The sequence below is a fragment of the Sphingobacterium sp. UBA7249 genome (genome assembly GCF_002472835.1).
In the GTDB taxonomy this organism is placed as follows: Bacteria; Bacteroidota; Bacteroidia; order Sphingobacteriales; family Sphingobacteriaceae; genus Sphingobacterium; species Sphingobacterium prati.
Genome location: NZ_DKST01000015.1, coordinates 407421 through 421020, shown reverse-complemented (window position 1 = coordinate 421020; position 13600 = coordinate 407421). Strand labels below are relative to the sequence as shown.

General features: G+C 39.9%; 8 protein-coding genes and 1 tRNA gene. 7 read left to right on the top strand and 2 right to left on the bottom strand.

What is annotated here, in order from left to right:
- Positions 1-8 precede the first annotated feature (8 nt).
- Together B4A24_RS12525 and rpe are read right to left on the bottom strand one after the other, a co-directional pair.
- Entirely contained in the window at positions 9-2771 is a 2763-nt protein-coding gene (locus B4A24_RS12525; RefSeq protein WP_293945356.1) for a bifunctional aconitate hydratase 2/2-methylisocitrate dehydratase, read from the bottom strand.
- A 368-nt stretch (positions 2772-3139) separates the two neighbouring features.
- On the bottom strand, positions 3140-3820 hold the full coding sequence (gene rpe, locus B4A24_RS12520) for a ribulose-phosphate 3-epimerase (RefSeq protein WP_293945355.1): 681 nt from the start codon (positions 3818-3820) through the stop codon (positions 3140-3142).
- A 150-nt stretch (positions 3821-3970) separates the two neighbouring features.
- On the opposite strand from rpe, the gene B4A24_RS12515 reads away from it, so the two are divergent.
- The 7 genes from B4A24_RS12515 (at position 3971) to B4A24_RS12485 (ending at position 13542) form a co-directional block, all read left to right on the top strand.
- Complete coding sequence (locus B4A24_RS12515; RefSeq protein ID WP_293945354.1) at positions 3971-6088, top strand: HD family phosphohydrolase; 2118 nt, start codon at positions 3971-3973, stop codon at positions 6086-6088.
- Between the two features lie 127 nt (positions 6089-6215).
- Positions 6216-6302 (top strand) — tRNA-Ser (locus tag B4A24_RS12510).
- A gap of 254 nt (positions 6303-6556) precedes the next feature.
- Entirely contained in the window at positions 6557-7426 is an 870-nt protein-coding gene (locus B4A24_RS12505; protein ID WP_293945352.1) for a hypothetical protein, read from the top strand.
- Positions 7427-7478: 52 nt separating this feature from the next.
- Entirely contained in the window at positions 7479-9854 is a 2376-nt protein-coding gene (locus B4A24_RS12500) for a hypothetical protein (RefSeq protein WP_293945350.1), read from the top strand.
- A gap of 712 nt (positions 9855-10566) precedes the next feature.
- The gene (locus B4A24_RS12495; protein WP_293945348.1) at positions 10567-11409 is read left to right on the top strand and encodes a DUF3347 domain-containing protein; all 843 of its coding nucleotides are present in this window, start codon (positions 10567-10569) and stop codon (positions 11407-11409) included.
- A gap of 281 nt (positions 11410-11690) precedes the next feature.
- On the top strand, positions 11691-12623 hold the full coding sequence (locus tag B4A24_RS12490) for a TIGR01777 family oxidoreductase (protein ID WP_293945346.1): 933 nt from the start codon (positions 11691-11693) through the stop codon (positions 12621-12623).
- A gap of 58 nt (positions 12624-12681) precedes the next feature.
- Positions 12682-13542 carry a fumarylacetoacetate hydrolase family protein gene (locus B4A24_RS12485; protein WP_293945345.1) on the top strand — a complete coding sequence of 287 codons (861 nt, stop codon included), beginning with the start codon at positions 12682-12684 and terminating at the stop codon, positions 13540-13542.
- The last annotated feature ends 58 nt before the right edge of the window (positions 13543-13600 follow it).

Genomic DNA, 13600 nt, shown 5'->3' with positions numbered 1-13600 from the left:
GATAGCTTTTATTTTGTCGGAATAGGCGCAAATTTAGTTAAGTTAATGCCTTCGACAGCAGCTTTATATTCTTCAATATTAGGAATACGACCTAAAATAGCTGAAAGTACAACGACAGGTGTAGATGCCAATAAGGATTCTCCTTTTTTACCATCTCTGTCCTCTACGACACGCCCTTGAAACAAACGGGTTGAAGTAGCCATGACCGTATCACCTTTGGCCGCTTTCTCTTGGTTACCCATACAAAGGTTACAACCAGGACGCTCTAAGTACATGATATTTTCGTATTCTGTACGGGCGGTGCTTTTTGGCAATGCATCACTGAACTCAAATCCAGAGTATTTTTGCAAAAATTCCCAATCGCCTTCAGCCTTCAACTCATCAATGATATTATAAGTTGGAGCTGCAACAACCAATGGTGCCTCGAAAGTAACAACACCTTTTTGCTGTTCGATATTCCGCAACATTTTAGAAACGATTTTCAAATCGTCCTTGTGCACCATACATGAACCAACGAAACCTAAATCCACCTTTTTGTTTCCACCATAGTAAGAAAGGTCACGAATGGTATCATGCGTATAACGTTTAGATACATCTGCATTATTCACATCTGGATCAGCAATCATAGGCTCCTCAATAAGATCCAAATCAACCACAACCTCAGCATAGTATTTTGCATTTGTATCTGGAGCCAACGCTGGTTTCGCACCAGATTTGATTTCCTCAATACGTTTGTTTGCTTTATCAATCAAGCCTTGTAAAACCTTATTTTTATTTTCCATACCCTTATCGATCATGATCTGAATACGGTTTTTAGCAATCTCTAAGGATTCAATTAAGGTCTCGTCCTGAGAAATACAGATCGATGCTTTTGCTTTCATCTCTGCAGTCCAGTCTGTAAAAGTAAAGGCCTGATCGGCAAGTAGTGTGCCGATATGAACCTCAATGATTCTACCTTGGAAAACGTTTTCTCCAGCGAATTGCTGTAACATCTGCGCTTGCGTAGCGTGTACAACATCACGGAAATCCATGTGCTCTTTCATGCTACCCTTGAAAGTTACCTTGACAGATTCGGGAATTGGCATAGAAGCTTCACCTGTAGCTAAAGCCAATGCAACAGTACCCGAGTCGGCACCAAAAGCCACACCTTTAGACATCCGTGTATGCGAGTCACCACCAATGATGATTGCCCATTCATCAATTGTAATATCATTTAATACCTTATGGATCACATCGGTCATAGAATGATATACGCCTTGCGGATCACGTGCAGTAATCAAACCAAAATCGTTCATGAATTTCATCAATTTTGGAATATTTGCTTGCGCTTTCTTATCCCATACAGACGCTGTATGACAACCTGATTGGTAGGCACCGTCAACAGTCGGCGAAATTACAGTAGCGGCCATTGCCTCCAACTCCTGTGCCGTCATTAAACCTGTCGTATCTTGAGAGCCGACAATATTCACTTTCACACGAACGTCAGAACCAGCATGCAATACTTTTCCCGGTGTTACCCCAACAGCATTTTTGTTGAAGATTTTTTCTACTGCAGTTAAGCCTTGACCTTCAATGGTGATTTCTTTCGAAGGAGCAAATACTGTAGGTGCCTGGATACCTAAAGTTTGCGCCGCGAAGGTTTGGATTTTTTTACCAAATACGATGGCATAAGAACCACCTGCTTTGATAAATTCCATTTTTTGTGGCGTTAACGCTTTTGAAATATCAATTAGCTCTTGTTCACCATTATAGAGTTTTTTTGTTTTTGTATTGATGGTCAATACAGTACCTGTAGCTACAGAATAAACTTCCTCTAAAATAGGCTCATCTTTTTCATTGCGAACCACATTTCCGTTTTCGTCTACCTTCTTCACCCAGTTTTTAAGGTCAATACCGATACCACCCGTAACGTCTACTGTCGTTAAGAAAATTGGAGAAATACCATTTGTACCGCCGACAATTGGCGCGATGTTTACAAAAGGAACATAAGGACTTGCTTGCTTACCAGTCCATAAGGCCACATTGTTCACCCCTGACATCCGTGAGGATCCTACGCCCATTGTACCTCTTTCAGCGATCAACATAACGCTTTTACCCGGATGTTGCGCCTGCAATTCTTTGATTTGTTGCTGCGCTTCTGGTGTGATCATACATTTACCATGCAACTCACGGTCAGAACGGGAGTGCGCTTGGTTACCGGGAGATAATAAGTCTGTAGAAATATCACCTTCACCTGCAATAAAAGTAACCACCTGAATTTCTTCTGCTACTTCAGGAAGTTTCGTAAAGAATTCAGCTTTTGCATAACTTTCTAAAATATCTTTTGCGACAGCATTACCCTGCTCATAGGCTTCTTTCAAACGAGCTGTATCAGCATCATACAAGAAAACCTGTGTTTTAAGCACCTCCGCTGCTTGATTTGCAATCGTAAGATCAGTACCTAGCGTAAGGTCCAATAATACATTAATCGAAGGCCCGCCCTTCATGTGAGATAACAGCTCAAAAGCAAAATCTGGTGTGATCTCAGCAACAACTGATTCCCCTAGAATAATCTCCTTTAAGAACTGTGCTTTAACACCAGCAGCTGGCGTTGTGCCCGGCAAGGTATTATAAATAAACAATCTTAAAGATTCCGCTCTATTTTCATTGTTTAAATCTTTAATCTGAGCAATTACTTCACTTAGTAATTCTGCTCCGTCAATAGGCTTAGGATGTAATCCCTGGCCTTCTCGTTCTACAACCTCTTGTACGTAATCGTTGTAAATACTCATAGGTATCAATCTTTCTATTTTTAAGGGTAGTGCGGAAAACATATTCTTATCTTCCTAAACTACCGTGTCTGTAATATAATTAAGTAAATATATAACTCCTGTAGCTTCCTACATCCAAATTATAAATTGACCCGTTCAATTCGCATTTTTAAGTCGACTCATTTACCGTAAATCAACTATAATGACTAAATACAAAAATAGTGAAAATCCAACTTTAAACGCATGCATTCCATTTATTTAAATCAATTTGGAATTGTTCTAAACAGCATTTATGCGATCCTGCCATTTCCTTTCTGAAACTATTTTTTTTGTTATCCAGTTTTAAAAAAAAGAGGCGATTTATTTGATTAAATCACCTCTAAATACCGCTATATGCTTTCTATATTTATGTCAATATCTTTTAATGTTTTGATGGTTTCTAACGGGTCCTCAGCATTGAATACAAAAGAACCAGCAACCAATACATCTGCACCTGCTCTTAATAATTGAGCAGCATTTGCTGTTGTAACTCCTCCATCAATTTCAATAAACAGACCATCGTTGACACCTTTTGCCATTGCACGAAGCTCTTGTACCTTGGCATAGGTATTTGGAATAAACTTCTGTCCGCCAAATCCAGGATTGACAGACATCAAACAAACTAGATCCAGGTCAGCCAAAACATCCTTTAAAAGAGCAACGGACGTATGTGGATTTAGTGCAACCCCTGCTTTACAACCTAATTCTTTAATAGCTGCCAATGTACGATGCAAATGCGTACACGCCTCATAATGCACCGTAATCACCTCTGCTCCAGAATCCTTACACACTTGTAAGTAACGATCAGGATCAACAATCATCAAATGTACATCCAAAGGTTTCGTGGCATGTTTCGCAATAGCTTGCATAACCGGAAATCCAAACGAGATATTCGGTACAAAAACGCCATCCATAATATCGATATGAAACCAATCAGCCTCACTGTTGTTTACCATGATGATATCATCGGATAAATTTGCAAAGTCTGCTGCAAGGACGGAGGGTGCAATTAGATGTGATTTTTTTGACATGTTGTATTTTTTTTGCAAAGATAACAAGTATTTTTCGTTCGGCACAGTATTACGTACATTTAACACGTTCAAACTGCATCTGACAGAATTAACAAAAAATAAATTATAACTACATTTGTATATTAACATTATATAAAAACATCGTTCACAGTGGGAAGATTAAAAATAAAATACAAAAGAGAACTCAATACAACAGAAAATCTCATCCGAAAAATTGGATTAATACTAATCACCATTGTCCTGATTTGTATTTTTCTTCCCAAACAACCACGATTCCGATATGAATTCCAAAAGGGAAAAGTTTGGAATCATGAAAATTTAATATCGCCGTATAATTTTGCGATACTAAAAACACAGGAAGAGCTCAATGCTGACAAAAAAGGCATTCTGAACACCATCCAGCCGATTTATAACGTTAACATAACCACAAGTAAGGAGCAGATTGACCAGTTCAACACAGATTTGTCCGAAAAATGGCAAAGCAGTAAACTCGATACAACACATGAAAATATTAATGATTATCGAAGCGCTGGAAATGCTATACTAAATCACCTTTACGGAAAAGGGATTCTCTCGCTAAATAATCGGTTTCAAAACCGCAATAACGAAAAATCACCGGCCTCCAAACATTACAATTTCACCTTAATCCAGGATAAGGTTGCTTCTCAAAAAAATACAGCTGACTGTTATACCATCGAAAGCTCTTATAAATATATGGACGATTTGATGCCCAAGCTAACCAAAATCAAACAAAAGAGCTGGCTAGAGGAGACATTAAAAAATTATATCACGATCAATTACATCTATAATGACCAGCAAACCGAAGCACTTGAACAAAATGCTATCGCAAATATATCTACTACCCGGGGCGTTGTACAAAAAGGAGAACTGATTGCTGAAAAAGAAAAGATTATATCCAACGAGACTTACCAAAAACTTGAATCGCTACGTAAGGTATATGAGGATGAAGGCAAAATAAGTGGAAATCAAAACTATGTAACGTTAGGGCAATTCCTTATCATATCGCTGGCCCTTTCTATACTCATGGTATTCCTTTTCCTTTTCCGGAAAGACATTTATTTCAATAATAGGCTGTTGATGATTATTATGATTGTCATTATTGGCATGCTCGCTGTACTTTCCTGGGCCATTAAAATCAAAATACCAAACCTTTACTATATACCATTTTGCGCTGTTCCTATTATTATCCGTATCTTATTTGACACGCGGGTAGCACTTAACATCCACCTGTTGATGGTACTACTAGCAGGGCTATTTGTGCCAAACAGTTTTGAATTCGTCTTTTTACAGTTTATGGCGGGCATCGTTGCGATATACAGCATCAAGACATTGGTCAAGCGGGAGCAGCTATTTGTTTCTTCGGCTATTATTCTGGGCACCTACTGGGTGGCATACATTGGCTTGGTCGTTACCCGAAATGGGTCGATTGACACCATCTATTGGTCAGACCTCCTTCCCTTTCTTGTCAGCGTCATGATCACATTGCTGGCCTATCCGATGATCTATGCGTTCGAAAAGCTCTTTGGAATTGTATCCGATCTGACCTTAATGGAACTTACAAATAGTAATTCCAAATTACTGCGGGAACTCTCGTTTAAAGCTCCTGGCACCTTTCAACATTCTTTACAAGTAGCTAATTTGGCTGAGGCGGCAATTTACAAAATTGGCGGCAATCCCCTATTGGTCCGTGCAGGGGCATTGTACCATGATATAGGGAAACTGACAAATCCACAGTTTTTTATCGAAAATCAAAAAACGGAGAAAAATCCGCACGATGAACTTTCTCCGGAGCAAAGTGCACAGATTATTATCTCCCATGTCATCAAAGGTGTAGATATTGCCAAGAAACATCAGCTTCCCGAAGTGATCCTTGATTTTATCCGGACCCATCATGGCACCACCCGTGTGGACTATTTTTACAATGTGTTTGTTAAAAACAATCCGGACAAACTCGTGGACGAATCTTTATTTACCTATCCGGGCCCTATCCCCTTCTCTAAGGAAACAGCTGTACTCATGATGGCAGATTCGGTTGAAGCTGCATCTAGAGCGTTAAAAGAACCGTCGGAGGAATCCATTAATAATCTCGTCGACAAAATCATTGAACACAAATTGATGCGTGGACAATTCAACAATAGCAATATTACATTGAAAGATATCACGGAATCGGCCGTTATTTTTAAGGCTATGCTCAAAAGTATTTACCATGTACGGGTAGATTACGATTTAAGCAAAAAAACCTTATAATTTTAATTGCTAAACAACAAATTGAAATTCAAATGCTTATTGTGACATTACGTTTTTTTTGCATTTTTTTTGATATTTAGGCTTTGCAGATTCAAATAATTGCCTTATGTTTGCAATGTCAAAACACGGAAGGGTGCCTGAGTGGCCGAAAGGAACAGTTTGCTAAACTGTCGTACTGGAAACGGTACCGCGGGTTCGAATCCCGCCTCTTCCGCTAAGATTCCGAAAAGCTCAACATTAGTTTGAGCTTTTTTCTTTCATACCTCCGATCATTTCGCCGAATAAGCAATTCCTATATTCTCCCATAAAAATCACGTTTGAATTCCTCTTTTGTTCAACGGCGTCGTTCATCACAGCTGACGGAAAATTTTTCTTACCGTTACAGACTATCGGGTAGGAAAATACCGGAAACCAGTGATAATCTTAGCCTAAAATTCTTCTATTTTTGCAACAGCGAACAGGACAAAGATGAGTTTTAAGAATTTCACATGCGTATGCATAAGCTTATTACCCTTGCTGCTAAAAGCACAGGACAGTATCTCATTTGACGATGATTTTAACCTTTGGAATATACAGAAAGGACAAACTGCCACTATTTTTGTTGAAAAGGCCTACATCCGTTCCGCTCCTGGGCTCAGCTCAAAACTGGTAGATTCATTAACCCATGGCTCAACTATCACCATTAACAGCGATCCGTTTAAAGGCGCCACAATCAAAAATTTCTATGCTCCCTGGCACCAGATCAGCTATACGAAGAATGGCCAGCTTAAACAAGGTTTTATCTGGCTTGGCTTATTGGCACTTGGTAAGCAAGTCGACAAGGAAGGCCTTCAATACCTATTCGGTTTTGACCGCTTTATCAAACAGAGAAATGATGAAGAACCAGCGTATTTCTTAACTACAGCAAAGCTATTAAACGCTCAAGATTCGCTCATCGCAAGCCAATCCTACACATTTCCTTTTACTGGCCAACTAAGCGCTCAAGGTAAATTATTGTCCGGTATGGGCTTAAATACTGTAAAACAGATCTTACGAATGGAGTTTCTTTCAGGCGCATGCGGTGTTCCGAGCGAATATTATTACGTTGCCTGGACTGGACAAAAACTAATCAACCTCCCCAGCAGGTATGCTGTTACTGATGCAGGCGCCTTCTATTACGACGAGAAGATCCTATTCCCATCAGAACACAAAAAAAATAATCAATTGATTTATAAATACATCGAAGAGGGTGAAGTAAAAGATGATGGTGCCGAAACTCCCAACTATCGCATTTCAACTAGGGAAGAACATTTTCAATGGGATGGCATAAAGTTCACAAAACTCTCGCTTTCGAAATAATTTCAATAAAATTTAACATATTAGGGAAAAGAATAAAAAGAAAAGGTTAGGAATGGACGAAAAAAGTATATACGATTTATTTTACAGTGGACAACTGGATTTATTTATCATCGAAGGTGAAAATCAATTAAGACAAAACGAACAGGATGTGCCGCTTTGGACACATCTTGCTGTTGCTTATCACGATCAGGTATTCTACGAAGGACACGAAGCTATCTTTGATATCATCCAGGAGAAGATGATACCTTATCTTCAAAAAGCACTTAGCATAGAGCCCGAAAACGAAACAACACTCTATCATATGCTCAACTATGTCCTAAGTAACGAGGCCTCATTAGCTCTGATCAATCGCCCAAGAAAACACATTCATGAGGACAACAAAGACCAGTTTATTCGCTACGCAAGGCAGTTGATCGCCATACCAAAAATGACTTCGTATGGTTATGGCTTCCTGGCAAATATTTATGAAGGGCTTGAGAATGATAAAGCTTTATTGACAGTATTGGAAGAAGGGATCAATTATTTCAACGAAGCTTTTAAAGACGACCGCGAAAGTGCGGACCATAATTTCTCCCTATTTTGGATAAAGAAAATATATCTTTTAGACCGCACAAAGCAAATTTCCGGAGCCGCATTAACGGCGTTAATCAGGGCGCAATTTGACCGTTTCGTCAGCAGTCATGAAATGCAGTATGTGGATCTTGCTGAGATTGCTTATGAAAATAAAGATATAGATCTGGCTTTAAAGATATTATTAAAACTTATTAAAGGAGAAAATTCAGCGGCACATATCCACCAGGAACTGGTCAAGTGGCACGGCCGTTTTGAAGAACTGATCGCTGACGGCTATGAGCATCCGGAGGTATTCTATTACCAGCTGATCATTGAACGTAATTATTCCGAAGATATCGGTATACCATTCGATTATTATTACCTGCATGCATTGAAACTGATTGACCAGTATCCTGACTTTTACGCTGGCTATCATTTTGCCGGTGCATACCTTTACGACGATGGACAACACGAGGCTGCTATACCATATCTTCAACAATCTGGTGAATGCCAATGGAACGCTACATCTTGGCGGCGTCTTGTTGAATGTACCTACTTAACAACTGGTGATATATACACAGAGACTCCTACTTTTGACGACTTACCACGTGAACTCTATAATGAAGCCGTCAATTTAGCTGATTTTGTAGACGCACTGGACATTGTATCTACCGAAGATACTCTTGCCTTGCGCCAACTGTACCTTGCTATTTATCGCCAAGCTTATGATGCTTTCGCAGCTTATTTCGGAGAGGGGAAATATGAAAGCGATTATTTTGGTGGAAGCCACAATCGTGCAATGAATTGCAACAACCTAGCTATTGCATTAAAAAATGTTGACCTCCTTGAAGATAGCTATCAAATCGCAACCGAAGGACTAATTTACTCAGATTTTGAAGAGCTACACTACACCCGTACAGATGCCCTGTCTAAGCTCGAAGACTATGAACGCATGAGAGATGCTCTCACGCAATATTTCGACACCTATCAGGTCACATTGGGCGACCTTGAAGAAATGCAACACGAAGAAATCGAGGAAGAATCAACAGAAGAAGACTCAGACCTGGTATTTCCCAGCTGTTACCAAATGTTTGTTTACCAGCTTGAAGTGAATTATCACCTAGGCCTTTCCCAAGACATACAGGCCGAAGCGCAATATCTGTTGGAGCATATCTATCAATTCTATATCAATCATCCGACCTTGAACGACTATCATTACCGGGATTTTGAAGCCGCTAAAAATGGCGTGGAAAGTGTAATTTATGATATCCTTGAGCCGCATGACCGGGATTACCGAATCCGTTATTATACGGATATGGCGCGACAATATCCACATGAAGCACAGCCACAATACATTCTGATGCAACTATACAATGAAATATTCGACTATCGTGCCATTGTTGTTGCTGCACAAAAATACCTTAAAAACAAAAAGGAATTTATCATCAATGATTTTGATAAGGCAAAAACCTTATATCTCATTATTAAAGGGTATTACTTCCTATCGGAATTTAAGCTGGGCGAAGAAATATTTCAACGCTATGACAGCTGGGTTGCAACCGTCATGGATCCCGAAGACTATGTGCTCTGGATTAAATTTGGAATCATGTTGTTTGCCGAACAAGAAAACCTAGCGAAAGTCAATCACTACGGCGCGATCTTTAATGATGCATACGCACAACATGAATGGGGTTATGATGACGACTGTGAGTCCGTAAAGCTAGCTGAAGCACTCGTTAACTACAAAACGGGAAATTTGAAAAAAGCGCACAGTCTACTCAATGAAGTATTGGCATATTCCGATCACAGTCCACTAGCAGACGACTATAAAAAGACCTGGAAGAAACCCGGATTTCTATCGAATTTCAAGTTTTAACAAAAACCCGCGGTTTAAGTAAGTATAACGCGTAGTAAGTAATAAGCTGCCTACTACGCTTTATACTTTACGAAACAACAGGAATAATGCTGCAATATCCCCCGCTCTTCCAAGAATCTATACTGGTATGAATAGAAACAAAAAAGCTCGGACAAGCATCCGAATGGATTTAGTACTTATCCAAAAAAGCTTATCTTTGAACTGTGACCGGACTGAAACATCTAATCGGATTATTGCTCTTTCTTGGCTTATGGCTCAAGCCAATGGCTGCGCTATGCTGTCACCAGAGCAAAGTTCAAACTTGCCGTATGGACGGTACGGAATCTGAAAGTAAAAAAAATAATTGCTGTAAAAAGTTCCTCAGTAAGAAGAAAAACAAATGCCAGCACCACAAGCAATGTCGTGATTGCAGGTGCCACTGTACTCCCGTAACAAGTATATTAGCACTCTCGACAGCCGAGGTACAGCTTCCTAAAATCCCCTCTTCATCCTTTAAAAAATCATATAGCAGTTTGCTATTCGTTTACCTTTTAGACGGTTACTTTTACCCTTGGGTTCCGCCAAAAATAAGCTGACAAAAAAAACGGTTCAAGCTAAAAAAAGAGCGCCCGTATACTTTAAAAGAGAACGCATTTCAAAATCGCGATGGGAACCGGATAAGGTCGGATAAAGCCCATTTAATCAACCAAACATTTTAAAAAATTTGGAACACATGAGAATTCTAAATAACATCATAACAGCTAGCCTTTTATGCGTGAGCATATTTACTTATGGCCAGCATAATACCGTGACAACACAAACCGTAAAAATCAGTGGCAACTGCGGTATGTGCAAAAAAACAATAGAAAAAGCGGGAAACTCCGCGGATTCCAAGGTCGATTGGAACGAAGACAATCAAACAGCCAATGTTTCCTTTGATGCAAGCAAAACTTCTTTTGATGCGGTGTTGAAAAACATTGCACTTGCCGGTTATGACAATGAAAAGTACCTCGCACCAGCGACAACTTACGCCGATCTGCATGGTTGTTGCCAATATGACAGAACCTTAAGTGCCCCACCGGCCAATCCTGAAAATACTCCTGAAAGCAAAGAAGAAAGCGCAGGATCGTTATCTGTCGCCAAGGCGGGCAAGTTCCAGGCTATTTACGACCAATATTTCCAGCTGAAAGATGCACTGGTTGCCTCCGATCGCAAGACTGTCGCTACGGGTGCTGCAAAACTTGCAAGTCTGCTGACGACGTTAAAATCGACCGACCTAACTGCTGCCGAACAACAGGTGTGGAAAACACAAGCAAACGCGATAACACAGTATACAAAGATGCTCCAGGAGGCAAAGGATCTTGCAAAACAACGTGAGGCATTTGTATCGCTCTCCGAAGAGGTCTATAAACTGGCAAAAAGTTCCAAACCTTCACTTCTGGTTTATCAACAAAAATGCCCTATGTTTAACGATGGCAAAGGAGCAACTTGGTTGAGCCTCAATAAAGATATCAAAAATCCATACTATGGCGCCCAGATGCTAACTTGTGGGAATACAATCCAAACGATACAATAAAGAAACCAGCATCTCAAAAAGATCAGTCTCCATACCAAAAGGTTCGTCCACAACGCAGGCGGACCTTTTTTATGACATCGCTCGATTTGGCTACTCCATCTTGAAAGGGAAAAGATAAATTACCAAACGAAATTCTCATAAACTGATTATTTCGAAGAATAAACCTTAAATTATAGCTTCTTTTATTGATTCAAAATAGTATATTAGGAGAAGCATGATAACCATGTAAGGAGTGACTAATGAAGAGAAATAAAGGGATCAATTATGAAGCGTTTTAATCCATGGAAAAAGTAATTATTACAGGCGGAACAGGTGCAATTGGCCTTCATTTGACAAAATTGCTGGTCGCCAATTTCTATGAAGTAATCATCTTCACAAGAGATCCAAAGGCTCAACCTGAACAACATAACGTTCGGTATGTTGACTGGAATCCGAAAAAGCAAATTATTGATATAAAGTCAATCCAGGAGGCTGATTATATCATCAATTTAGCTGGTGCCAACCTCAATGCCTCACGATGGAACAAAGCGTACCAGCAAGAAATTATATCCAGTCGTGTAGAAAGCGGACAGCTGATTTATCAGACATTAAAACAGATTCCAAACCAGGTGAAAGCAGTCATATCGGCGTCAGCGATCGGTTGGTATGGGGCTGATGACAGTTATCAAAAAAAGCCATTTGAGGAAGGTGATCCCCAGGGTGGTGATTTTTTATCCTGGGTCTGTAACCTTTGGGAAAGCAGTGTCAAACCAATTGAAACACTTGAAAAAAGACTTGTTGTCTTTCGATTCGGCGTTGTGCTCAGTAAAGACCAGGGCCTGTTGAAAGAGATCAATCAATTGTTACGTTTTCGGCTGACTCCCATTTTGGGATCAGGCAAACAGATGTTGAGCTGGATCCATATGGAGGATCTTACTCGGATGCTCCTATTTGCAATACAAAACAACGCTATCGCCGGCGTTTATAATGCTTGTTCGTCCGAACCTTTGCAGCTTAGCCAATTCACCAAACGGATTGCAAGACGACGCTATGGCATACTGTACCTCCCTTTTCCCGTACCCGCCTTTTTGATTAAGTTAGTTCTTGGAAAAAAAGGAAAAGAAATGGTACTCAACGGAACCTGGGTGAGCAATAAAAAGATCCTCAATGAGAAATTTCCATTTCAGTATCCGACTTTGGACAATAATTGTATAGATAATTTACACATTGGTTAATTGTTAATTCCCGTTAAATTCCACCCTTTTTGGGACAAAATCCGTATATTTGCGGCTTATGAAGATTTTTAGATATGGCGCAAGGGGCTCCGAGAAGGCGGGAGTCATTTTAAATGAAAAGAAATATGATGTTTCAGAAGGAAATTTTCAATATAACCGTGATTTCTTTGCAAATACGGCAAATTTGGAAAAACTTCAGGCATATGTAGCAGAGAATAATGAAAACCTGAAAGAGATCGATGCCAATGAACGTATCGGCACTCCTTTAGAGACTCCTTCCAAAATTCTTTGTGTTGGATTAAACTTCGACGATCACGTTAAGGAGACCAACTTGCAACAAGCAGCAGAACCTATTGTATTCATGAAATCGGTTTCTGCGTTTAATGGACCTTTCGATGGTATTACATTGCCTAAAAATTCCGTGAAATCCGATTGGGAAACTGAGCTTGCTATCGTTATCGGCAAGAAAGCTTCTTATGTCAGTGAAGAAGAAGCGCTGGATTATGTATTTGGCTATGTATTGCATAACGATTTGACTGAACGGGAGTTTCAGATCGAAAGAGGTGGTACCTGGGACAAGGGTAAAGGTTGCGATACGTTCGCCCCTATCGGCCCGTTTATTGCCACAAAAGATGAAATTCAAGATGTAGATAACATGAGAATTTGGCTTAAATTAAACGGTGAACTGATGCAAGATGGTAACACGAGCGATTTTATCTACCGTGTACCTAAATTGATATCCTATTTAAGCCAGTTTATGTCCCTCCTTCCAGGCGACATTATCTCAACAGGGTCGCCAGCAGGTTCAGGTATGGGAAAATCTCCACAACGGTTCCTCCGCGATGGCGATGTAATTGAATATGGCATTGAGGGACTTGGATCTGGAAAACAACTTGTATCAGCTTACACCTTATCCTAGAAATCTGTTCTTATGGACCGGTCTTTCCATGCAGCAACTAAAGCCTGGAAAGACCGAA

Bases quoted from the DNA above. Each gene is read 5' to 3' on its own strand.
- B4A24_RS12495 (WP_293945348.1), top strand. From the start codon at position 10,567: ATGAGAATTCTAAATAACATCATAACAGCTAGCCTTTTATGCGTGAGC.
- B4A24_RS12485 (WP_293945345.1), top strand. From the start codon at position 12,682: ATGAAGATTTTTAGATATGGCGCAAGGGGCTCCGAGAAGGCGGGAGTC.
- B4A24_RS12500 (WP_293945350.1), top strand. From the start codon at position 7,479: ATGGACGAAAAAAGTATATACGATTTATTTTACAGTGGACAACTGGAT.
- rpe (WP_293945355.1), bottom strand. From the start codon at position 3,820: ATGTCAAAAAAATCACATCTAATTGCACCCTCCGTCCTTGCAGCAGAC.
- B4A24_RS12490 (WP_293945346.1), top strand. From the start codon at position 11,691: ATGGAAAAAGTAATTATTACAGGCGGAACAGGTGCAATTGGCCTTCAT.
- B4A24_RS12505 (WP_293945352.1), top strand. From the start codon at position 6,557: ATGAGTTTTAAGAATTTCACATGCGTATGCATAAGCTTATTACCCTTG.
- B4A24_RS12525 (WP_293945356.1), bottom strand. From the start codon at position 2,771: ATGAGTATTTACAACGATTACGTACAAGAGGTTGTAGAACGAGAAGGC.